The sequence below is a fragment of the Longispora albida DSM 44784 genome, assembly GCF_000379825.1.
Taxonomy (GTDB): Bacteria; Actinomycetota; Actinomycetes; order Mycobacteriales; family Micromonosporaceae; genus Longispora; species Longispora albida.
Map to the genome: position 1 here is coordinate 224,579 of NZ_KB903834.1, position 22,394 is coordinate 246,972.

Below are 22,394 nucleotides of genomic sequence, written 5' to 3' on the forward strand. Positions count from 1 at the left end.
GGGTTAGGCTCGTTCGATTTCCGGGAAGTGGCAGGCCGAGGACTGCAGCGGGCCACCGACCTGGAGCAGCTGCGGCTCCTCGGTCGCGCAGATGTCCTGGGCCTTCCAGCACCGGGTACGGAACCGGCAGCCCGACGGCGGGTTCAGCGGGGTCGGCACGTCACCCTTGAGCAGGATCCGGCCGCCCTGCGCGCCCAGCTTCGTCACGTCAGGCACCGCGGAGAGCAGAGCCTTGGTGTACGGGTGGCTCGGCCGCTCGTAGATGTCGTTCCGCTCGCCGATCTCGACCATCTTGCCGAGGTACATCACGGCGATCCGCTGGCAGAAGTGCCGGACGACGGCGAGGTCGTGCGCGATGAACACGAACGCCAGGTTGAACTCGCGCTGGAGGTCACGGAGCAGGTTGATCACCTGCGCCTGGATCGACACGTCCAGGGCGGACACCGGCTCGTCGGCGATGATGATCTTCGGCCGGAGGGCCAGGGAGCGTGCGATGCCGATCCGCTGGCGCTGGCCGCCGGAGAACTCGTGCGGGAACCGGTTGTAGTGCTCCGGGTTCAGGCCGACGATCTCCAGGAGCTCCTGGACCCGCTTCTTCACGCCACCGGGCGGGTTGATCCCGTTGACCTCGAGCGGCATGGAGATGATCTTGCCGACCGTGTGCCGCGGGTTCAGCGACGAGTACGGGTCCTGGAAGATGATCTGCATGTCCTGGCGCAGCGAGCGCATGCCGGCGTTGTTCAGCTTCGTGATGTCGCGGCCCTCGAACGTGATCTTGCCCGAGGTGGACTCCAGCAGCTTGACCAGCATCCGGCCGGTCGTGGTCTTGCCACAGCCGGACTCGCCGACCAGGCCGAGAGTCTCGCCGGCCGCGACATCGAAGCTCACGCCGTCGACAGCCTTCACGACCTGCTTCTCGCCGAACAGGCCACCACGCACCGGGAAGTGCTTGGTCAGGTTCTCCACCTTCAGCAGCGGCTCCGCGGAACGGTCCGGGGTGCGGGGCGCCGGCGCGCTGTTCTCGATGGTGGTCACTGTGCGACTCCCGAATGTGCGATGTCCTGCTGGTAGGTCTGCACCCGCTCCTGCTCCGGCAGGTGACAGGCGACGGAGTGGCCGCGCTCCTGCACCTGGAGCAGCTGCGGGATCTCCAGGTCACACGGCCTGCCGTCGCCCAGCATGGCGTACCGGCACCGCGGGTTGAACGCGCAACCCGAAGGCAGGTTGATCAGCGACGGCGGGTTGCCCTTGATCGGGACCAGGTCCTCGTTCGCGTCGCCGTGCAGGGAGGGCACGCTGGACAGCAGGCCCCAGGTGTACGGGTGCTGCGGGCGGCGCATGACCGACTCGACGGTACCGGTCTCGACCGCGCGGCCGCCGTACATCACCAGGACGTCGTCGGCGATCTGGCTGATCACGCCGAGGTCGTGGGTGATCATGATGATCGCGGAGTTGAACTCGCGCTGGAGGTCCAGCAGCAGGTCGAGGATCTGCGCCTGCACCGTCACGTCGAGCGCGGTGGTCGGCTCGTCCGCGATGATCAGGTTCGGGTTGTTCACCAGGGACATGGCGATCATGGCCCGCTGGCGCATACCACCCGAGAACTCGTGCGGGTACTGGTCGGCACGCTTGGCCGGCTGCGGGATGCCCACCCGGTCGAGCATCTCGATCGCCCGCTTGCGGGACTCCTTCTTGCTCACCTTGTGGTGCACCTGGTGAGCCTCCACGATCTGGTGACCGATCGTGTAGAAGGGGTGCAGCGCGGACAGCGGGTCCTGGAAGATCATGGAGACCTGCTGGCCACGGACCTCGCGGAGCTTCTCCTCCGGCAGGTTCAGGATGTTGCGGCCATCCACCAGGATCTCGCCCGTCATCGCCGCGCGCTTGCGGTTGTGCAGGCCCATGATGGACAGGCTCGTCACGCTCTTGCCGGAGCCGGACTCACCGACGATGCCGAGCGTCTTGCCGCGCTCGACGGCGAACGACACACCGTCGACGGCCTTGACGACGCCGTCTTCGGTCTTGAACTGGACCCGCAGATCCTTGACCTGAAGGTACGGATTCTGGTCAGCCATTGGTGTCACTCCCCCCTAGCTCAGCTTGACGCGCGGGTCGATGACCGCGTACATCGCGTCGACGATCACGTTGAACAGCACCACGAAGAACGCGGCGAGCAGCACGGTGGCCATCACGATCGGCAGGTTGTCGTCGCCGACCGCCTTGACCGCGAGCTTGCCGATACCCGGCATGTCGAACGTCGTCTCGGTGATCGCCGCGCCACCGAGCAGGCCGCCGAGCTGGAGGCCGAAGATGGTGACGATCGAGCTGAGGGAGGCGCGCAGCGCGTGCTTGATGTTCACGGCGCGCGGCGTCAGGCCCTTGGCGCGTGCGGTACGCACGAAGTCTTCGGAGAGGATCTCCAGCATCTCGGCGCGGGCGAACCGGGCGTAGGTCGCCGCGCTCAGCACGCCGAGGGTGACCCACGGAAGGCTCATGCCGCTCAACCAGCCCAGGAAGTCCTCGGAAGGCGGGACATATCGCGGGCGGTCCCAGATCTTGAGCTGGTAGACCAGCACCATCTGGAGTAGCAGGCCGAGGAAGAAGATCTGGAGGGAAGCGCCGGTGAGCGCGAACCCGATGGAGAACTTGTCGAGCCAGCCACCGCGTTTCAGCGCGGAGGCGATGCCCAGCGACACGCCGAGCAGCACGGAGATCACCGCGCTGCCGACAGCGATGCTGGCGGAGACCGGAAGGCCACGCTCGATGATGTCGAGCACCGGCTCGCTGGTCCGGAAGGACACGCCGAGGCAGGGGGCTGGGCACTTGATCGCGTCGGCGCCCTCGCCGATCTCGCGGCCGGTGAAGATGCCGCTCATGAACCGGCCGTACTGCTCGTGGATCGGGTCCTTCAGGCCGAGCGACTTGTTGATCCGCTCGATCTTGGCAGCGTCACACGCCTTCGCCCCGCACATCTGCGCCGCGGGATTCGCCGATCCTGCGAAGAACAGCCAGAACGTGGTAATGGAGATCATCAACAGGGTGATGACCGCGATCAGCGATCGCTTGATGAGATACCGCAGCATGGGGGCCTTCCGAGGTTCTGCCCAGAGCGTCCGGTCGAGGGCGAGCGATTGACGTGCTTGGCTGGCCGCCGGGGGTGGCCGGATCACTCCGGCCACCCCCGGCGTGCGGAGCGGCTACCTGACGGTCACCGCGCCGCGCGCCTGGTCTAGCGAGGGACCTACGCCTTGACGAAGATCCGGGTCACGTTGACCTGGGAGTACAGCGGGCTGAGGAACGCGCCGCCGACCTTGGTGCCGATGAGGCTGTAGTGCCGGGTGTACGTCGTCGGGATGACCGGGACGAACTCCTTCATGATCTTCTCGTCCAGCTCGCCGTAAGCCTTCGCGGCGGCCTCGCGGTCCGTCATCTCACGCAGCTTCTTGAGCTCCGCGTTGATCGAGGGCTCGTTGAAGTACGAGTAGTTGTTGTTGCCCTCGTCCTTGATCAGCGTGCCGTCGAACAGAACACCCAGGGTGCTCTCACCGTCGGGCCAGTCCTGACCCCAGCCAGAGCCGACCAGGTCGCAGTCGTTGCCCTTCTTGCCGATCGTGGTGTAGTAGTCCTTGCGGTCGATCGGCTTGAGCGCGACCTGGAAGACGTTGTCCCGCTCGAAGCTGGCCTTGACGATCGCGGCGGCCTTCTGGCCGTTGGTGGTGTTGACGAAGCAGTAGGTCAGCTTCTCGACCTTCTTGCCGGTCATGAGCTGCTTGGCCTTGGCCACGTCGCCGCTCTCGCCCATCGGGTAGGCGTCGTACTTCTTGTAACCCGGGACAACCGGAGCCATCAGCGTGGTGGACGGCACGGCGACCTTGTTACCACCGGCGTTCTTGATGGCGGCCGACTTGTCGTACATGAAGACCAGGGCGCGACGAACGTCGACGTCCTTGATGCGGTCGTAGTTCATGTTGATGTAGTTGGCGTACGGCGTCGCGCCCTGGATGACCCGCTTCTCGAGCTCCGGGTCGGCGGCGACGGTCGCCAGGTTCTCCTGCGCGACGTCCGACACGGCGATGGCCGCAGCGTCCTCACCGGTGGAGGCCATGACCCGCTGGGTCTGGTTCTGCCGGTTCACGGAGAAGTCGAACTTGACGGTGTCCGGGTACTGGTGACGGATCGGGTCCGTCTTCGGGTCCCAGTTCGGGTTGCGGTCAAGGATCAGGTGCGAGTCGCGCTTGTATTCCTTGATCTTGTACGGACCAGACGACTGGAACTCGGTCTCGTACTTCTCGTTGTTGAACTTGGACTCCTGCACCGGCGTGCTGATCGGGTACGTCAGCCAGTACGGGACGGCCTGCTCGGGCTTCTCGAGGGTGATGACGACGGTCTTGTCGCCCTCAGCCTTGACACCCGGAACCGGCTTGCCCTTGTCAACGGTCGGACCCTGGTACTCACGCTTCGGGTCGGCAGCGGCCTGCAGGTACTGCGGGCCCTGGACGCCGAACTTGCCGTACGACAGGCCAAGGCCGAACACGACGTCCTTGGCGGTGATCGGCGAGCCGTCCTCGAACTTGATGCCGTCACGCAGGGTGAACTTCCAGGTCTTACCACCGTCGGTGGTGACACCGGCGTTGGTCGCCAGGTCGCCGACGACCTCGATGGCGTCGCCCTGCTTCACCGGCTCCTTGTACGCGGTCAGCGTCCGGTGGAACAGGCCCGTTCCGTAGTTGATGGCGTCGCCGACGTAAATCTGCTGCGGCGACAGGTGCTCGAAGTCGCCGTCCTGCAGGATCAGGAGCTGGCCGCCCTTACGAGCGCCCTCGACCTCGGGGGCTGGGACCGGGGTCTTGCCCTCCTTGTCGACAACGATCGCCTTCTTGTTCGAGTCGGCGCCTTCACCCTTGTTGTCGCTGTTGGTGGTCTTGCTGCAGCCAGCAGCGGCGAGGCTGATGGCGAGAGCGCTGATCGCCAGCGCCCGTACGCGGTGTCGCACGGTATCTCCTCTCTCAAGCCCGGCACTCGGTGCTCGTCCGGCGGACCAGCCCCGGGGCGGGACGTCTGCGGGGTGCGGCGCTACTTGGTGGACTTGGGGTCCAGAGCGTCGCGGAGGGCGTCGCCGAACAGGTTGAACGAGAGCACCAGCAGGAAGAGCGCCACGCCGGGGATCAGCATGTACATGGGCTCGACCTGGTACCAGGCAACACTCTCGTTCACCATGCGGCCCCAGTCGGGGGTGGGCTCGGTGACGCCGATGTTGAGGAAGGACAGAGCGGCCTCGCCTGTGACGGTGGCCGGGACGCCGAGAGAGAGGGTCACCAGGATCGGCGCCCACAGGTTCGGCAGGAGCTGACGGAAGAGGATGTGGCCCGTACCGGCGCCGGCGGCCCGCGCGGCCTCGATGTACTCGCGCTCGCGGAGGGACAGCACCTGGCCGCGGACCAGACGGGCCGTGCCCATCCAGCCGAACACGGAGAACACCACGATGATCGTGATGACCCGGGAGAACGGTGAGACCTCGCCCTTGTCGTCAGCCAGCCAGGTGTTGACGATCGGGATCGCCGCGAAGGCGAACAGCACGAACGGGAACGCCAGCATGAAGTCGGTGAACCAGTTGATGAACGAGTCCACCCAGCCGCCACGGTAGGCGGCGACCAGGCCCATGACCACGCCGATCGCCAGCGAGATGAGCGAGGCGGTGACCGCGATACCCAGCGAGGTACGGGCGCCGTAGACCAGCTGCATGAAGATGTCACGGCCGGTACGGGGCTCGACACCCAGGATGTGGATGTTGTTCGACGGGTTGTCCGTGCTGAACGTGATGCCGCCGAGCACGCCCAGCGGGCGGGAGTCGTCGTTCAGCAGGTTCGAGTTCAGCGTGGTCGCCGACTGGCCGTACACCATCTCGATCAGGGGCGCGGCGATCGCGACGATCAGGAACGTCACCGAGATCCACATCGAGACCACGCCGACCCGGTCGCGCTTGAAGCGCATCCAGGCGAGCTGGCCCGGCGAACGGCCGACCAGCGCGGCCTTGTTCTCGGCCTTGGGCTCCGGTGCCGTGCCGGGCTCGAGGGCTGTGCCCTGGCCGGACGACGTCGTGTCGCTCATGAAACGTGCCTCCTCCGTGCGGAGGGCCCGTCTCGCCCTCCCACTGACGGAAAAGTAGCGGGCGCCACAGGATTGGTGGACGCCGCGCGGCATCGTTCCGATAACAGCTCGATCACGCAAGCCGGTTTCACGTCCGGTTTTGCGGGTTTTGGCGCTGCCGTGGGCGGTTTTAGTGTATCGGTAAGTAGGTTGTGAATACCCGGATTGCCCCCGGCAATTGCCACTGTGTGTAGTCATGTGACGGCAAATCGTGACGGGATGTGCGCACAAGGCATCACGGGCCGGGCACAGGCCATCCCGGACGGTCACCGCGGTCATCCTGACCACGATCCCTGTCGCGCGCCCCCGTGGCGCTCTCGCCGTAAAGGTTGACTCTGCCTCAGCCAATCGGAGATCGGCAAGACCCTTTTCGGAGATCTGCAAGACCCTTTTTGGCTGGCCGGATGTGTCAGGCTGGGCCCAACGTCCATCCTGGAGGTAGCAATATGGGACTTTTCTCCTCCGCCACCGCGGCGGTCGAGGCGGCGCTGGCCGCTGGCGCCCGGTACGCGGACGCCAGGGTCATGCTCCGCCGTTACGAGTCGATGTCGGCCCGTAACGGCGAGATCGAGGACCTGACGCGTGACGAGGACGCCGGGATCGGTGTCCGCGCGCTGGTCGGCTCCTCGTGGGGTTTCCACGCGGTACCGGAACTCGGCGACGAGGAGGCCAGAGCAGCCGGGCGCGCCGCGACGGCGATCGCCAAGGCCAGCGCGCTGGTCGCCGGGCCAGCCCTGGAGCTGGTGCCTGCCGAGGCCCGCCAGGACACCTGGAACGGGCCGTGCCTGACCGACCCGTTCGCCGTGCCGCTCTCCGAGAAGGGTGACCTGCTCGTCGAGGCCACCAAGATCATGAAGGAGAACGGGGCCGACCAGGCCGAGGCGCTCTACCAGATCTGGGAGCAGCACAGCTGGTTCGTCTCCAGTGCCGGGCACCGGATCGAGCAGAAGGTCACGAAGAGCGGGGGCGGGATCTCCGCGACGGCGGTCGGCGAGCACGAGACGCAGCGCAGGTCCTACCCGTGTTACCGGGGCCAGTACGGCACGGCCGGCTGGGAGCTGGTCGACGCGCTGGACCTCAGGGCGCACGCCGCCCGGGTGGCCAGCGAGGCCCGCGAGCTGCTGACCGCGCCGGAGTGCCCGTCGACCACGACCGACCTGATCCTCGGCGGCGAGCAGATGGCGCTCCAGATCCACGAGTCGGTGGGCCACGCGATCGAGCTGGACCGGATCCTCGGCTGGGAGGCAGCCTTCGCCGGCACGTCCTGGCTGGACCTGGCGAAGCTCGGCGAGCTCCAGTACGGCTCGGAGCTGATGAACATCACGATCGACCCCACGCTGCCCGGCGCGCTCGGCTCCTTCGGGTACGACGACGAGGGCACTCCGGCGGCCAGGCGCGACGCGGTGCGCGACGGGATCTGGGTCGGCGTGCTGGCCGGGCGGGACTCGGCGGCGATGGCCGGGCTGGACTACGCGGGCAGCGTCCGCTCCGAGGGCTGGCAGCGGCTGCCGATGGTCCGGATGACGAACGTCGGGCTCGAACCCGGGCCGCACACCCTCGAAGAGATCATCGCGGCCACCGACGACGGCGTGATGATGGAGACCAACCGCTCGTGGTCCATCGACGACAAGCGGCTCAACTTCCAGTTCGGCACCGAGATCGGCTGGGAGATCAAGAACGGCAGGCAGGGCCGGATCCTGCGCAACCCCACCTACACCGGCATCGGCCCGCTGTTCTGGCGGTCGATGGACATGCTCTCCTCCGAGAGCGTCGCCTGGGGTACCCCGAACTGCGGCAAGGGCCAGCCCGGCCAGACCGGGCACACCGGCCACCCGGCGGCCCCGGCCAGGTTCCGCAACGTCCGAGTAGGAGTGCGCGCGTGACTGAGCTGGTAGAACGGGTACTCGGCCTGGTCGGCGGCCGAGGCGAGGCCGACGTGGTGGCCGACCGGACCAACCTGGAGCTGACCAGGTTCGCCAATTCCTTCATCCACCAGAACGTGTCGGACTCCGGTACGCGGCTGCGGCTGCGGGTGCACGTGGACGGCCGGACGGCGACGGGGACGACGACGCGGACGGACAGCGAGTCGCTGGCCGCGTTCGTGGAGCAGACCATCGCGCAGGCGAAGGTGTGCCCGCCGGACCCGGGCTGGCCGGGGCTGGCCGGACCCGCTCCCCTGCCGTCGGCCGGCAACTCCGACCCGGAGACGGTCTCCGCCGGGCCGGACGCGCGTGCCCGGCAGGTGCGGGCGTTCGTGGACGCGGCCGGTGGGCTCGTCACGGCCGGTTACTGCCGGACCGTGGGGCAGCAGGTCACGTATGGAAGCACAGCCGGGCAGCTGGTCACCGGTACATCCTCGTCGGCGGCGATGGACGCCATCGCGCGAGCCGTCAGCGGCGCTGACGGCGTGGCGCGCTGGAGCGGGGTTTCACTGTCCGGACTGGACGGTGCGCGGCTCGGCGCGATCGCTGCGGCGAAGGCCAGGGCGAGCGAGGGCGCGACCGAGCTGGAGCCGGGCCGCTACGAGGTCGTGCTGGAGCCGGCCGCGGTGCTCGATGTGCTCGGTTTCCTTTCCTCGTACGGTTTCAACGGCAAGGCCGTCGCGGAAGGACGGTCGTTCCTGCGGCCGGGCGAGCGGCAGTTCGACCCGTCGATCACGCTGGCCGACGACCCGGAGGATCCGGAGGCTGTCGGCCTGCCGTTCGACGTCGAGGGCACGCCGAAGCGGCGGCTGGAGCTGGTCACGGCCGGGGTCAGCCAGGGCCCGATCCACGACCGGCGCACCGCGTACGCGGCCGGCGCCGGGGCCACCAGCACCGGTCACGGCAACGAGGAGAGCAGCCGGTGGGGTCCCGCCGCGGCGAACCTGCTCCTTGAGCCCGGCACCACCCCGGCGAAGGCCGTCGGCGGCCCCGTGGCCAGCGACGCGGTCGGCGGGCTGGTCGGCGGGGTCGAGCGCGGCCTGCTGGTGACCGACTTCTGGTACACGCGGGTGCTCGACCCGCGGAGTGTGGCTGTCACCGGGCTCACCCGTAACGGCGTCTGGCTGATCGAGGACGGCGTGATCACCCGGCCCGTGCGGAACATGCGGTTCACACAGTCCTATCCGGAGGCGCTCGCCCCCGGATCGGTGCTGGGAATCGGATCGGAGGCCGTGTCCCTTCCGCTCAACTGGGCGTTGGGCACTGTGCGCGCACCAGCGCTGCGGCTGGCCTCCTGGAACTTCACCGGCGGCGCGTCCGGGTGACCACTTAGTTCTCTGACGGCGTAACGTGTACCGGCGCGGGAGACGTGTCGATGATCACTGGGTGATTCTCGACACGAACCCGAGCCGGACTCACGCCGGATCCGAGCCCGAATCACACCGGATTCGGGCCGGGATCACGCCGGATTCACGTCAGGGAGCGAATGTAATGACGAATACGGCAACGCAGCCGCCGCGGCCCCGCGCCGCGATCGCGGCCAAGACGTTGCGGACTGATCGCTGGTGGCTCGCGCCGCTGCTCACCGTCCTCGGGCTCGGCGCATGGGTCACCTACGCGACGGTCCGGGTCTTCCTCCAGAACAACTACTGGGTCGAGAAGTACCACTACCTGACCCCGTTCTACTCGCCGTGCGTGTCCAAGGGCTGCGACCCGCACGCCGCGCACTTCGGCCAGTTCCTGCCGGACAGCCCGCTCATCCCGTACGCGGCGCTGAGCCTGCCGTTCCTGCTGCTGTTCCGGCTGACCTGCTACTACTACCGCAAGGCGTACTACCGCAGCTTCTGGATGTCGCCGCCGGCCTGCGCCGTGCCGGACGGGCACAAGACGTACGGCGGTGAGACCCGGTTCCCGCTGATCTTCCAGAACGCCCACCGGTACGCCTTCTACGCCGCCGTCGTCATCTCCCTGATCAACACCTGGGACGCCTTCCTCGCGCACGAGAAGGCCGACGGGGCGTTCGGCTTCGGGCTCGGCAACGTCGTGCTGTGGGTGAACGTCATCATGCTCTGGGCGTACACCGCCTCCTGCCACTCCTGCCGGCACATCGTCGGCGGGCGGCTCAAGCACTTCTCGAAGCACCCGGTGCGCTACAAGCTGTGGGGCTGGGTGTCCGTCCTCAATGGCAAGCACATGCAGCTCGCCTGGATCACACTGGCGACGCTGGCCATCACCGACTTCTATGTCATGGCCGTGGCCGCCGGCTGGATCAACGACCTGCGGTTCGTGGGGTAAACACTGATGACTGAGCTTCAGAGATTCCAGTACGACGTTGTCGTGATCGGTGCCGGTGGCGCCGGCCTGCGCGCGGCGATCGAGGCCCGGATGGCCGGCAAGAAGACCGCGATCATCTCCAAGTCGCTGTTCGGCAAGGCGCACACGGTGATGGCCGAGGGTGGCGCGGCCGCGGCGATGGGCAACGTGAACTCGAACGACAACTGGCAGGTGCACTTCCGCGACACCATGCGCGGCGGGAAGTTCCTGAACCACTTCCGGATGGCCGAGCTGCACGCCAAGGAGGCCCCGGAACGCATCTGGGAGCTGGAGACCTACGGCGCGCTGTTCGACCGCACGGCCGACGGCAAGATCTCCCAGCGCAACTTCGGCGGGCACGAGTACCCGCGGCTGGCGCACGTGGGCGACCGCACCGGCCTGGAACTGATCCGTACCCTCCAGCAGAAGATCGTTTCCCTGCAGCAGGAGGACTTCGCCGCCACCGGCGACTACGAGGCGAACCTGCGGGTCTTCCACGAGACCACGATCACCGAGCTGCTGCTGACCGACGGGAAGATCGCCGGCGCGTTCGGGTACGTGCGCGAGTCGGGCGAGTTCCTGCTGTTCGAGACGCCGGCCGTCGTGCTGGCCACCGGCGGGATCGGCAAGTCCTACAAGGTCACGTCGAACTCGTGGGAGTACACAGGGGACGGTCACGCGCTCGCGCTGCGGGCAGGGGCGACCCTGGTGAACATGGAGTTCCTCCAGTTCCACCCGACGGGCATGGTGTGGCCGCCCTCGGTGAAGGGCATCCTCGTCACCGAGTCGGTACGTGGTGACGGCGGCATCCTGAAGAACTCCGAAGGCAAGCGGTTCATGTTCGACTACGTGCCGGACGTCTTCCGCGAGAAGTACGCCGAGACGCCGGAAGAGGCCGACCGGTGGTACAAGGACGCCGACAACAACCGCCGCCCACCGGAGCTGCTGCCCCGTGACGAGGTGGCCCGGGCGATCAACTCCGAGGTGAAGGCCGGGCGGGGTACCAAGGCCGGCGGCGTCTACCTCGACATCGCCTCCCGGCTGCCAGCCGAGGAGATCCGCAAGCGGCTGCCGTCGATGTACCACCAGTTCAAGGAGCTGGCGGACGTGGACATCACGGCAGAGCCGATGGAGGTCGGCCCGACCTGCCACTACGTGATGGGCGGCGTCGAGGTCGACCCGGACAGCACCCAGTCGCGGGTGCCCGGCCTGTTCGCGGCCGGCGAGGTCTCCGGTGGCATGCACGGCTCCAACCGGCTCGGCGGCAACTCGCTGTCCGACCTGCTCGTCTTCGGCAAGCGCGCGGGTGAGCACGCCGCGGCGTACGCCGACAGCAACGGGCCGAGCACCGTCGCGCAGTCCGATGTGGACGCCGCGATCGCGGGTGCCCTGGCCCCGTTCACGAACGACGGCGAGAACCCCTACGCCCTCCAGCACGAGCTCCAGCTCGTCATGAACGACCTGGTCGGCATCATCCGCACCGAGGCAGAACTCGCCGAGGCGATCACCAGGCTGGCGGCGATCCGCGAGCGGGTGAGCCGGGTGCAGGCGACCGGCGGGCGCCGGTACAACCCGGGTTGGCACCTGGCTCTTGATCTTCGCAACATGCTGGTGGTGAGCGAGTGCACCGCCATGGCCGCGCTGGAGCGCAAGGAGAGCCGCGGCGGGCACACCCGGGAGGACCACCCGGAGATGGCCGCCGAGTGGCGCAAGGTCAACCTGATCTGCGGCCTGGACGGGGAGAAGGTCACCCTCAACCCGCAGCCGCTGCCGCCGCTCCCGCCGGAGCTGCTCAACCTGTTCGAGAAGTCCGAGCTGAAGAAGTACATGACCGCGCAGGAGCTGGAGGGTCACGGTGGCTAGCAAGCGCCAGTTCCGCGTGTGGCGGGGCGACGAGAACGGTGGTGACCTCCAGGACTTCGCCGTCGAGGTCAACGAGGGCGAGGTCGTGCTCGACATCGTGCACCGCCTCCAGGCCACCGAGACCCCGGACCTCGCCGTCCGGTGGAACTGCAAGGCAGGCAAGTGCGGCTCCTGCTCGATGGAGATCAACGGCATGCCGAAGCTGGCGTGCATGACCCGGATGAGCAGCTTCGCCGAGGACGAGACGATCACGATCACCCCGCTGCGCACCTTCCCGGTGATGCGGGACCTGGTCACCGACGTGTCGTTCAACTACGAGAAGGCCAGGGAGACCCCGTCCTTCGCGCCGCCGGCCGGTGTCGCCCCCGGCGACTACCGGATGCAGCAGGTGGACGTCGAGCGCTCGCAGGAGTTCCGCAAGTGCATCGAGTGCTTCCTGTGCCAGAACACCTGCCACGTGGTCCGCGACCACGAGGAGAACAAGGAGGCCTTCTCCGGCCCCCGGTTCTTCATCCGGGCCGCCGAGCTGGACATGCACCCGCTCGACGCGAAGACCGACCGCAAGGAGTACGCACAGGCTGAGCAGGGCCTCGGCTTCTGCAACATCACCAAGTGCTGCACCGAGGTCTGCCCGGAGCACATCAAGATCACAGACAACGCGATCATCCCGATGAAGGAACGCGTGGTCGACCGCCGTTACGACCCGATCGTCTGGCTCGGCTCGAAGATCTTCCGCCGGACCTCCTGATCGTCTCTGCTTCCCGGTGCCAGATCCTTTTCTGGTACCGGGAAGCAACGGCACCAAAGCACCCGCAGCACAGCACAGAGGAACCACGCATGACGGCACGAGGCACCCGGCTGGGAGCCGTGACACTGCTCGCCGCCCTGGTCACCACGGCCTGCGGGACCGCAGGGGATGACCGTGCACTGCCGCACGGTTTCGAGATCCAGCCGGGCGCCCTCGCCGCCTGGGACAGCTTCCCGGTGAACCGCCAGCCCCGGCCCCTCGTCCTGCTCCGCGCCGACCGGGGACCGTACTTCGTGGACGGCACCTTCAGCTCGGACAACGACCGCGTGGCCATGCTCACCGGCCAGGTCGAACTGGACGCCAGCCTCCCGCCAGCCATGCCACCCGCCGCGGCCGGACGGCCGATCACGGCCAGCGAGGCGTGGGCAGCGGTCACCCGGCTCTCGGCCACCCCTGTTCCCGTCGCGACCGTCAGCCCGGTACGCGTCAGCCGCGTCGCCCTGGGCACCCTCGCCGTCCACACCGACCGGGGAAAGCAGCAGATCCCCGCCTGGCACTTCACGTCCGGCGGGGCCACGGTCGCCTGGCCCGCCGTCACACAGCCCGAGATCTACCAGCCGGGCACGGTGCGGGCCACCGGGTACACGGCCTGGGACGCGCGGCTGTCGGCCGACCAGAAGACCGTCACGGTACGCCTGCCCGCAGCACCAGCCGGCTGCCCGGCCTACCAGCCCGACGTCCGCGAATCGGCCACGGCCGTCGTGATCGGCCTCCAGCGCCCAGCCTGCCGCACGTCCACCAGCCGCCGCCTCACACCACAGGACTACCAGATCACGCTGGCCAAGCCACTCGGCGCCCGCGTACTGGCCGGCCCGGCAGGCGTACCACTACCCGTGCAGCTGGCTAGGAACTAACGGGCTGACCGGTCAGGAAGTAGCCCCGCAGCGCCTCGACGATCGGCGCGTCGGCCGGCAGCCAGTCCACGCTGTCCAGCTCCGCGGCGGTCAGCCAGCGCAGCTCGGCATGCTCCAGCGCCTGGGGCTCCCGGGAACCATCGAGCGTCGCCAGCCAGATCCGCAGCACAGCCTTACCGTGCGGGAGCACGACCTCCGGCCCGATCCGGTCACCGACGACGATGCCGGCGCCCAGCTCCTCGTCGATCTCCCGGAGCAGCGCCTCCGTCTCACCCTCGCCGGGCTCGACCTTCCCGCCCGGGAACTCCCAGCGGCCCGCCAGCTCGGGCGGCTCGGCGCGGGCGCAGGCCAGCACGGATCCATCCCGGACAATTGCCGCACCGACGATCACCTGAAGCACTGGTTCACTCTGCACGGGGCTCAAGGGTGCCAGATCCTGCGAAAATTTGTTGTACGCGCACGTCCAGAACATCCAGACCTGCCGAGTTTGTGGCCGTAGACACGGCAAGGCGTGCCCTACAAACTTCTAGGCGGCCCCGAGGACCCTATGCGGTCCGGATGTCCGGCAGGCGTAGCCAGGGTCACGAAGAGACAACACTCGGAGGTGTACCGTTCACCCGCTCGACCGCGAGGCCCTGCGCGACACGCTGTCGCAGCTCGATGGCTGGCACGGAAACTCCACCGAGATCCAGCGCAGCCTGACCCTCGACGACTCCCAGCACGCCGACCTCACCGAGCGGGTCAAGGTCTTCGCCGACGCCCTCCAGCTCCGCCCCGACATCCGCCGGGCGGGCGGCCAGACCCACATCCGGCTCCGCAGCCCCGACGGCGGCTCCCTCACCACGTCAGAGGTCGCGCTGGCGGCCCGGATCGACACGGCGTACCGGGCGATCCTCAGCTAGTGCCGGGGTTCAGTACCTCGGCACGTTTTCACTGGACGCAGGATTTCGTGCGCCCAGTGAAAGCAACAGGCAGTAGCGCCGACTGACTGTACGGACGGCTGGACTCCGTCACTGCCAGTGGCGCGTGCACAAGAGCCCCTGGCACACGCTCCCCCACCATCGGCGGACCGGAGGTGCTTCATGGCTGAGACCAGCGAACGTGATCCGCTCGCGGCCGCGCTCTTCGAGTTCCGGCTCGACGCGCCCAGCGAGATCGTCGCGCCAGGATCGGCGGCAGCACACCGGGCGGTCGGACGGCGGCGCGCGCAGGGCCGGCAGCGCGAGCGCCTTCCAGCTGCCGGCCTGACAACGGGAGCTGGAATACGGAACAGGCCGGGCTCGTGACGAGCCCGGCCTGTTCCGTTCGCACTGTCAGACGTTGAAGCGGAACTCCACCACGTCGCCGTCGGACATGATGTAGTCCTTGCCCTCCATGCGGACCTTGCCGGCCGCCTTCGCCGCGCTCATCGAGCCAGCGGCCGTCAGGTCGTCGTAGGAGACGATCTCGGCCTTGATGAAGCCGCGCTGGAAGTCCGAGTGGATCACGCCGGCCGCCTCGGGGGCTGTGGCGCCGACCGGGATCGTCCACGCGCGGGCCTCCTTCGGCCCGGCGGTCAGGTACGTCTGCAGGCCCAGGGTGGCGAAGCCGACCCGGATGAGCTGGTGCAGGCCGGGCTCGTGCTGGCCGACGGCCTCCAGCAGCTCGCGGGCCTCGTCCTCCGGCAGGTCGATCAGCTCCGACTCGATCTTCGCGTCGAGGAAGATCGCCTCGGCCGGTGCGACCAGGTCACGCAGGCCCTGGAGGAAGTCCTCGTCGCCCAGCTCGGCCTCGTCCACGTTGAACACGTACAGGAACGGCTTCGTGGTCAGCAGGTGCAGCTCGCGGAGCAGGGCCACGTCGATGCCCTTGGCCTTCGCGCCGGCGTAGAGGGTCGTACCCTCGTTCAGCAGCGCGGAAGCGGCCTTGGCCGCCTCGACCATCGCCGCCTTGTCCTTCTGCATCCGGGCTTCCTTCTCCAGCCGCGGCAGAGCCTTCTCCAGGGTCTGCAGGTCGGCGAGAATCAGCTCGGTGTTGATCGTCTCGATGTCGTCGGCCGGGGACACCTTGCCGTCGACGTGCACGACGTTCGGGTCGGAGAACGCCCGGACCACCTGGCAGATCGCCGCGGCGTCACGGATGTTGGCCAGGAAGGCGTTGCCCCGGCCCTGGCCCTTCGAGGCGCCCCGGACCAGGCCGGCGATGTCCACGAAGTCGACCGTGGCCGGCAGGATCTTCTGCGAGCCGAAGATCTCGGCGAGCTTGTCCAGCCGGGGGTCAGGCACCCCCACCACGCCGACGTTGGGCTCGATCGTGGCGAACGGGTAGTTCGCCGCGAGAACGTTGTTCTTGGTCAGCGCGTTGAAGAGGGTGCTCTTGCCGACGTTCGGCAGGCCGACGATCCCGATTTGGAGGCTCACGGGGGCTGAGTCTACGTGGGTGCCTGGCCCGGCCCCTGCTCGCAGGGCCGCGCCGCCGCCTACGTCACGCATTGACTCTCGTTGTCGAGTCCGATGGGCTCTGAATTTCACCCTACAAGGGATGAGGGTGTAGATAAGTCTAGTGAAGGCCACCAACATCCCCATCACTGCTGAAACAGGCAGATTGGCGGGTGGAGCAGTCCGGCGTTCTGCACGCATACAAGCTCAGAGCTGGGGCCTACGAGGAAGTCGTGAAGCTTGGCCGGGGTGAGACCGCGGAGCTGGACTGGCCGTTCGCCGTCACGGTGACCATCCCCGAGGCCGAGTAGTCCCCGCTGGCCGGGTAGCTTCTCAGCTACCCGGCCAGCGGGGAAGTGCCCGGTGCTAGGCCAGGGAGTCGGCCCACTGCTGGTGGAGGTCGGCGTACCGGCCACCCGAGGAGATCAGGTCCCGTGGCGAGCCGTCCTCGGCGATCCGGCCGCCGTCGAGGACGAGTACCCGGTCGGCGATCTCCACTGTGGACAGCCGGTGGGCGATCACGATGGCCGTCCGGTCGGCGAGGATTGTCCGGAGCGCCCGCTGGACTGCCCGTTCACTCGGGATGTCCAGGGACGAGGTCGCCTCGTCGAGGATGAGTACCGCCGGGTCGGCCAGGAACGCGCGGGCGAAGGCCACGAGCTGCCGCTGCCCCGCCGAGAGCCGGCCGCCGCGCTTCTGGATCTGGGTGTCGTACCCGTCCGGCAGCGCGCTGATGAACGCGTCGGCCCCGATCGCCCGGGCCGCCTCCTCGATCTCGGCCCGGGTCGCCTCCGGCCGCCCGAACGCGATGTTGTCGGCGATCGTCCCCGCGAAGAGGAAGTTCTCCTGGGTGACCATGACGACCGCTCGGCGGAGGTCCGTGGTGCCCAGGGTCCGCATGTCGTGGCCGTCGAGGCTGACGGTACCGAGGCTCGGGTCGTAGAACCGGGAGACGAGCTTGGCGATCGTCGTCTTGCCCGCACCGGTCGCGCCGACCACCGCCACGGTCTGCCCGGCCGGGATGGCCAGGTCGAGGCGGTGGAGGACGGGCCGGTCCGGCCGGTAGGAGAACTCGACGCCCGAGAACGTGATCTCGCCGCGGGCCTTCGGGAGTTCCGCCGGGCTGGCCGCCTCGGGGACTGAGGGCTCCTCGTCGAGTACACCGGAAAGCTTTTCGAGGGCTGCCGTGGCACTCTGCAGGGAGTTGTAGAACTGGGACAGCTCCTGCATCGGGGCGAAGAACCTGCGCAGGTAGAGCAGGAACGCCGCGAGGACACCCACGTCCACCTGGCCGTGCAGTGCCCGGTAGCCGCCGTAGGTGAGGACGACGGCCGTGGTCACGTTGCCGATCAGGTGGATGCCCGGCGCGTAGGTCGCGATGAGGCGGAAGGCCTTCAGGTTCGCGACGCGGTAGTCGTCGTTGACCTGCTCGAAGATGTGCTCGTTGCGGCGCTCGCGGCGGAAGGCCTGGACCGCGCGGATGCCGCCCATCGACTCGACGAAGTGGACGATGACCAGGGCGACCTTCTCCCGGGTCGACCGGTAGGCCCTGGTCGAGGACCGCTGGAACCAGATCGACAGCGCCAGCAGGAACGGGAAGGACCCGAGGGTGGCCAGGGCCAGCTGCCAGTCCATCCAGAACAGGATGCCGCTGATGCTCACCACCGACAGCACGGCCAGCACCAGGTCGTCGATGCCGCCGGACACCAGCTCGGAGATCGCGTCCATGTCGCTGGTCATCCGGGAGATGACCCGCCCGGAGGTGTACTTCTCGTGGAAGCCGACCGACAGCCGCTGGAAGTGGTCGTAGACCCGGCGGCGCAGGTCGAGGATGATCTCCTGCCCGATCTTGCCGGACAGGAAGAGGAAACCGCGCTTCGTCGCGTACTCGATCAGCACGGCCAGGCCGAACGCCACCCCGACCGTGATGATGACGGTGGCGCCCTGGTTCTTGACCAGCGGCGGGATGCCGTTGTCGATGCCGAGCTTCACCAGGTACGGGCCGGCCATCCCGGCGAAGTTCTGCACGAGCAGCAGCACGACCGCAAGAATGATCATGGGTTTGTGCGGCCTGATCAGCGAGCCGAGCAGCTTGCGGCTGCGGCCGCGGAGCCGGTCGAGCGACTGCTGGTCTGACTTCTCGGCGGCGGTACGCTCGGCGTCCTCCTCGGCCGCCACGCCCCGCCAGTCGCTCACGTCCGCCAGCGCCTGCTGGTCGGCCTGCTGCTGGACGTTGGGCTGGGTCTGGGCCTGCGTCATCGGACGGCCTCCTGTTCCTCGGCGGCGGCCGACAGCACGGCCCGGTACTCGGCGGAGGTGGCCATCAGCTCCGAATGGGTCCCGACGGCCACGATCCGGCCGCCACTCAGCAGCGCGACCCGGTCGGCGAGCGCCACCGTCGACGGGCGGTGGACGACGAGCAGCGCGGTCGTCCCGGCCAGTACCCGCTTGAGTGCCTCCTCCACCAGCGCTTCCGTGTGCACGTCGAGCGCGGACAGCGGGTCGTCGAGGACGAGTACCCTCGGGCGGCCGAGGACGGCGCGGGCCAGCGCGAGCCGCTGCCGCTGCCCGCCGGACAGGGACAGGCCCTGTTCGCCGACCCGGGTCTCCAGCCCCCACGGCAGTTCGTGGACGAAGCCGGCCTGCGCGACCCGCAGCGCCTCCTCCACGTCCTCGTCGCTCGCGTCCGGGTTGCCGAGCGTCAGGTTCTCCCGGACGCTCATCGAGAACAGCGTCGGGTCCTCGAACGCCGTCGCCACGGTCTGCCGGAGCGAGTCGACGGTGAAGTCGCGGATGTCGCGGCCGTCCAGCGTGATGCGGCCCTCGTCCACGTCGTACAGCCTCGGGACCAGCGCCACCAGGCTGGTCTTGCCCGATCCGGTCACGCCGACGAGCGCCATCGTCTCGCCGGGCCGGATGTCGAGGTCGACGCCGTCCAGTACCGGCGTGTCACCGTAGGCGAACCGGACGCCCTCGAAACGCAGGTGCCCCCTGACCTCCGCTGGGTCAACGGCAACGGCGCCGGGCCGGTCCACCACGGTCGGCTCGGCGTCGAACACCTCGTACAGCCGGTCGGCGGCCGTCATGGCCTCCTGGCCGTGCGCGATGATCCAGCCCATCGTCTCGATCGGCCAGACCAGCATGAGCTGGAGGCTGACGAAGGCGACCAGGCCGCCGATCGTGAGTTCGCCCTTCGACACCGCGTACACCCCGGCGACGAGCACGATGCCCAGGGTCACCCCGGACACCGAGTCGAACATCGGCCAGAACCGGGACAGCATCCGGGCCCGGTCGACGGAGGTGTCGCGGAGCTTCGCCGCGTTCGTGCCGAACCTGGCAGCCATGAACCTGTCCCGGCCGAAGGACTTGATCGCGCGGATGCCGACCGCGGACTCCTCGACCAGGGTGGCCAGGTCGCCGGTCTGGTCCTGCACGGCGCGGGACATCACCAGGTACTGCCTGCTGAAGCCGCGGCTGATCCAGAACAGCGGCAGCGCGATCAGGCCGACCAGCACGCCCAGCGGCCAGTACAGCTGGATCAGCAGGACCACGACGGTGACGTAGATGGCGACGTTGACGACGCCGAAGATCAGGCCGAAGCCCAGGAAGCGGCGCATCGCGCCCAGGTCGGACGTCGCCCTGGACAGCAGCTGGCCGGACTGCCACCGGTCGTGGAAGGCGACCGGGAGCTTCTGGAGGTGCCGGTACAGATCGTCACGGATCTGGGTTTCGATCCGCAGCGTCACGTTCGACATGGTCCAGCGGCGGAGCAGGATCAGGCCGGACTCGACCACGCCCAGCGCGAGGGCGAGCAGGCCCAGCCAGACCAGGCCCGACTCGTCGCCGTGCCTGACCGGGCCGTCGATGACGCTGCGGGTCACGAGGGGGATGACGATGCTGGCCCCGACGCCCAGGAAGGCGGAGAGGAGGAGGACCAGCATGGTCGGCAGCTGCGGGAACACATAGACCCGGAGCCGCCATAAGCTAGAAATCGGATTGCGGACTGGGGAACTATCATTGTCAGCCGGCACCTGGCGACCATAACCGCGCCGTGTGGGTGCGTGCCGCCCCTTTTTCCGCTCCCCGGGCCGTCTCTTTCCTTCGATGCGTCTGCGCACGCCGGCAGTGTCCAACCTCAACCTAGGTTGATGGCAAGACCCCTCACACTGTGTACGCGGCGGCCTCGTGCCCGAGCAGGTGACGCTTGACGTCGAGCCCCCACAGGAACCCGGCCAGCGCCCCGCCGATCCGCACGACGCGGTGGCACGGCACGAACAGGGCAGCCGGGTTGCCGGCGCAGGCCATCGCGGCTGCCCGTACGGCGCTCGGGCGGCCGGACAGCTCGGCGAGCTCGGTGTACGTGACAGGCGTGGTCACCGTGCGCAGCGTCTGGCGGGCGTGCACGAGGAACTCGCCGCCGGCCAGGCGTACCGGCACCTTGTCGATCGCGGTGACCTCGCCGTCGAAGTACCGGACGACGGCCTCGGTGACCTCGCCCAGCTCGGCGCGCTCGGACAGCTCGATCTCAGGCAGCAGGCTCTTGTGGACCTGGGGCAGCAGCGCGGCCGTGTCGGTGGTGAAGCCGCTGGCCAGGACGGCGCCGTCGTTGTCCGCGATCGTCGTGAACGGGCCGGCTGGGGTGACAATGGTCGCGTAACTCATGAAAGCCTCCAGAGGTAGAGCATGGCGTAGGACCGCCAGGGCCGCCAGCGCTCAGCGTGCGCGGCCAGGTCGGTGATGCCGAGCCGCCCGGCGGTCCTGCGGATGATCAGGTCGGTGTCGAGCAGGACGTCGGGGTCGCCGAGGGCGCGCAGGGCCACGTAGCCGGCGGTCCACGGCCCGACACCGGGCAGGGCGAGCAGTGCCCTGCGGGCAGCCTCCCGGTCGGAGCCCCCGTCAAGATCGATGTCCCCGGCGAGCGCCGCGCTGGCCAGGGCCCTGAGCGTCTCGCGGCGCCTGGCCGGCATCGCGAACGCCTCGTCCGGCAGGGCCAGCAGCGCCTCGGGGTCGGGGAACAGGCCGTCGCGGACCAGCTTCGCCGCGACGTTACGTGCCGAGGCGATCGAGACCTGCTGGCCGACGATGGCCCGGACTGTCGCCTCGAAACCGTCCACTGTGCGGGGCATCCGGACGCCGGGGGCCGCAGTAACAGCCTCAGCCAGTACCGGGTCGGCGCCGAGCACCAGGCTCACCGCTTCCGGGTCGGCGTCGAGGTCGAGCAGCCGGCGGCAGCGCGCCACGGCCGGGGCCAGGTCGCGCAGGTCCGCGAGGGTCAGCGTCGCGGTGACGTGCCCCTTGCCGGGCTCCAGCTTCACCTCGCCCGGCCCGTGCGGCAGCCGGATCCGGCGGCTGTACCCGTCCTCGGCGGACTCCACGCCCGCCACGGCGTGACCAGTCAGGAAGTCGAAGACACTGGAGCTGTCGAAGGGCGCCCGGTACGGCAGCCGGAGCCGCAGCCCGTTGCCGCTCGCCGGTTTGCGCCGGGCCCGCAACGCCGACGGGGTCGCGGCGAAGACCTCCAGCACCGTGTCGTTGAACTGCCGCACGCTGCCGAACCCGGCCGCGAACGCGATCTCGGCCAGGCCCAGGTCGGTGTTCTCGATCAGGGTACGAGCCGTCTGCGCCCGCTGCGCCCTGGCCAGGGACAGCGGTCCGGCGCCCAGCTCGGCGGTGAGCATCCGGTTGAGGTGCCGCTCGGTGTACCCGAGCCGCCGGGCCAGCCCCGGCACGCCCTCCCGGTCGACCACCCCGTCCCCGATCAGGCGGAGTGCCCGGCCGACCACGTCGGCCCGGACGTCCCAGTCGGGCGAGCCGGGGGCGGCGTCGGGGCGGCAGCGCAGGCACGCCCGGTACCCGCCGCGCTGGGCAGCCGCGGCCGAGGGGTAGAACGAGACGTTCTGCCGCTTCGGGGTGACGGCCGGGCAGCTCGGCCGGCAGTAGATCCCGGTGGTGCTGACCGCCATGATGAAACACCCGTCGAAGCGCGCGTCCCGCGCCACGATGGTCCGGTAACACCGGTCGAAGTCCAGTTCCACGGGTCAATAGTGCCCAGCCGGGCGGCCGGAGGCTG

At 68.7% G+C, this 22,394-nt stretch carries 19 protein-coding genes and 1 pseudogene; 9 read left to right on the top strand and 11 right to left on the bottom strand.

The features are described 5' to 3' along the window. Nucleotides 1–3: 3 nt before the first annotated feature. The 5 genes from A3G1_RS0121585 to A3G1_RS0121605 form a co-directional block, all read right to left on the bottom strand. Nucleotides 4–1,035 carry an ABC transporter ATP-binding protein gene (locus A3G1_RS0121585; protein WP_018351571.1) on the bottom strand — a complete coding sequence of 344 codons (1,032 nt, stop codon included), beginning with the start codon at nucleotides 1,033–1,035 and terminating at the stop codon, nucleotides 4–6. Then, a complete protein-coding gene (locus tag A3G1_RS0121590) occupies nucleotides 1,032–2,075 on the bottom strand; it encodes an ABC transporter ATP-binding protein (protein WP_018351572.1) in 1,044 nt (347 codons plus the stop codon). The genes A3G1_RS0121585 and A3G1_RS0121590 overlap by 4 nt, the downstream gene beginning before the upstream one ends. A 15-nt stretch (nucleotides 2,076–2,090) precedes the next feature. Then, nucleotides 2,091–3,083 carry an ABC transporter permease gene (locus A3G1_RS0121595; RefSeq protein WP_018351573.1) on the bottom strand — a complete coding sequence of 331 codons (993 nt, stop codon included), beginning with the start codon at nucleotides 3,081–3,083 and terminating at the stop codon, nucleotides 2,091–2,093. Nucleotides 3,084–3,241: 158 nt separating this feature from the next. Further along, nucleotides 3,242–4,993 (bottom strand): ABC transporter substrate-binding protein, encoded by a 1,752-nt coding sequence (locus tag A3G1_RS0121600; RefSeq protein ID WP_018351574.1) that lies wholly within the window; start codon nucleotides 4,991–4,993, stop codon nucleotides 3,242–3,244. An 80-nt stretch (nucleotides 4,994–5,073) separates the two neighbouring features. Continuing rightward, nucleotides 5,074–6,108: an ABC transporter permease gene (locus A3G1_RS0121605; RefSeq protein ID WP_018351575.1), complete on the bottom strand. Its 1,035-nt coding sequence runs from the start codon at nucleotides 6,106–6,108 to the stop codon at nucleotides 5,074–5,076. 485 nt (nucleotides 6,109–6,593) lie between these two features. Here A3G1_RS0121605 and A3G1_RS0121610 point away from each other — a divergent pair, with 485 nt between their 5' ends. The 6 genes and pseudogenes from A3G1_RS0121610 to A3G1_RS0121635 all read left to right on the top strand — a co-directional run bounded on the left by A3G1_RS0121610 (nucleotide 6,594) and on the right by A3G1_RS0121635 (nucleotide 13,907). Then, nucleotides 6,594–8,030 (top strand): TldD/PmbA family protein, encoded by a 1,437-nt coding sequence (locus A3G1_RS0121610; RefSeq protein WP_018351576.1) that lies wholly within the window; start codon nucleotides 6,594–6,596, stop codon nucleotides 8,028–8,030. Continuing rightward, complete coding sequence (locus A3G1_RS0121615; RefSeq protein ID WP_018351577.1) at nucleotides 8,027–9,394, top strand: TldD/PmbA family protein; 1,368 nt, start codon at nucleotides 8,027–8,029, stop codon at nucleotides 9,392–9,394. Before A3G1_RS0121610 ends, A3G1_RS0121615 begins: the two co-directional genes overlap by 4 nt. Before the next feature lie 166 nt (nucleotides 9,395–9,560). After that, nucleotides 9,561–10,364, top strand: coding sequence for a hypothetical protein (locus tag A3G1_RS0121620; protein ID WP_018351578.1), 804 nt, complete (start codon nucleotides 9,561–9,563; stop codon nucleotides 10,362–10,364). A 6-nt stretch (nucleotides 10,365–10,370) separates the two neighbouring features. Then, nucleotides 10,371–12,245, top strand: a complete 1,875-nt coding sequence (locus tag A3G1_RS0121625) for a fumarate reductase/succinate dehydrogenase flavoprotein subunit (RefSeq protein WP_018351579.1) — start codon at nucleotides 10,371–10,373, stop codon at nucleotides 12,243–12,245. Continuing rightward, nucleotides 12,238–12,984, top strand: a pseudogene (locus A3G1_RS36060) (succinate dehydrogenase/fumarate reductase iron-sulfur subunit); the annotation flags it as partial. The gene A3G1_RS0121625 and the pseudogene A3G1_RS36060, both read left to right, overlap by 8 nt. A gap of 98 nt (nucleotides 12,985–13,082) precedes the next feature. Next, complete coding sequence (locus A3G1_RS0121635) at nucleotides 13,083–13,907, top strand: hypothetical protein (protein WP_018351581.1); 825 nt, start codon at nucleotides 13,083–13,085, stop codon at nucleotides 13,905–13,907. Here the strand turns inward: A3G1_RS0121635 and A3G1_RS36065 are convergent. Next, entirely contained in the window at nucleotides 13,897–14,298 is a 402-nt protein-coding gene (locus A3G1_RS36065) for a (deoxy)nucleoside triphosphate pyrophosphohydrolase (RefSeq protein ID WP_051110630.1), read from the bottom strand. The genes A3G1_RS0121635 and A3G1_RS36065 overlap by 11 nt on opposite strands. Nucleotides 14,299–14,542: 244 nt before the next feature. On the opposite strand from A3G1_RS36065, the gene A3G1_RS39755 reads away from it, so the two are divergent. After that, nucleotides 14,543–14,809 carry a 4a-hydroxytetrahydrobiopterin dehydratase gene (locus A3G1_RS39755; RefSeq protein ID WP_083937053.1) on the top strand — a complete coding sequence of 89 codons (267 nt, stop codon included), beginning with the start codon at nucleotides 14,543–14,545 and terminating at the stop codon, nucleotides 14,807–14,809. A 180-nt stretch (nucleotides 14,810–14,989) separates the two neighbouring features. After that, entirely contained in the window at nucleotides 14,990–15,193 is a 204-nt protein-coding gene (locus tag A3G1_RS40685) for a hypothetical protein (protein WP_157641268.1), read from the top strand. A gap of 27 nt (nucleotides 15,194–15,220) precedes the next feature. Here the strand turns inward: A3G1_RS40685 and ychF are convergent, their stop codons facing one another. Next, nucleotides 15,221–16,306 (bottom strand): redox-regulated ATPase YchF, encoded by a 1,086-nt coding sequence (ychF, locus tag A3G1_RS0121650; RefSeq protein WP_018351584.1) that lies wholly within the window; start codon nucleotides 16,304–16,306, stop codon nucleotides 15,221–15,223. Nucleotides 16,307–16,497: 191 nt separating this feature from the next. Between ychF and A3G1_RS40690 the strand changes: the two genes are divergently transcribed. Next, a complete protein-coding gene (locus tag A3G1_RS40690; protein WP_018351585.1) occupies nucleotides 16,498–16,635 on the top strand; it encodes a hypothetical protein in 138 nt (45 codons plus the stop codon). A gap of 55 nt (nucleotides 16,636–16,690) precedes the next feature. Here the strand turns inward: A3G1_RS40690 and A3G1_RS36070 are convergent, their stop codons facing one another. The 4 genes from A3G1_RS36070 to A3G1_RS0121675 form a co-directional block, all read right to left on the bottom strand. Continuing rightward, nucleotides 16,691–18,583, bottom strand: a complete 1,893-nt coding sequence (locus A3G1_RS36070) for an ABC transporter ATP-binding protein (protein WP_018351586.1) — start codon at nucleotides 18,581–18,583, stop codon at nucleotides 16,691–16,693. Continuing rightward, nucleotides 18,580–20,355, bottom strand: coding sequence for an ABC transporter ATP-binding protein (locus tag A3G1_RS0121665; RefSeq protein ID WP_026212377.1), 1,776 nt, complete (start codon nucleotides 20,353–20,355; stop codon nucleotides 18,580–18,582). Before A3G1_RS0121665 ends, A3G1_RS36070 begins: the two co-directional genes overlap by 4 nt. A gap of 130 nt (nucleotides 20,356–20,485) precedes the next feature. Further along, nucleotides 20,486–20,986, bottom strand: coding sequence for a methylated-DNA--[protein]-cysteine S-methyltransferase (locus A3G1_RS0121670; protein ID WP_018351588.1), 501 nt, complete (start codon nucleotides 20,984–20,986; stop codon nucleotides 20,486–20,488). Next, on the bottom strand, nucleotides 20,983–22,359 hold the full coding sequence (locus A3G1_RS0121675; protein WP_018351589.1) for an AlkA N-terminal domain-containing protein: 1,377 nt from the start codon (nucleotides 22,357–22,359) through the stop codon (nucleotides 20,983–20,985). The genes A3G1_RS0121670 and A3G1_RS0121675 overlap by 4 nt, the downstream gene beginning before the upstream one ends. Between the last annotated feature and the right edge of the window lie 35 nt (nucleotides 22,360–22,394).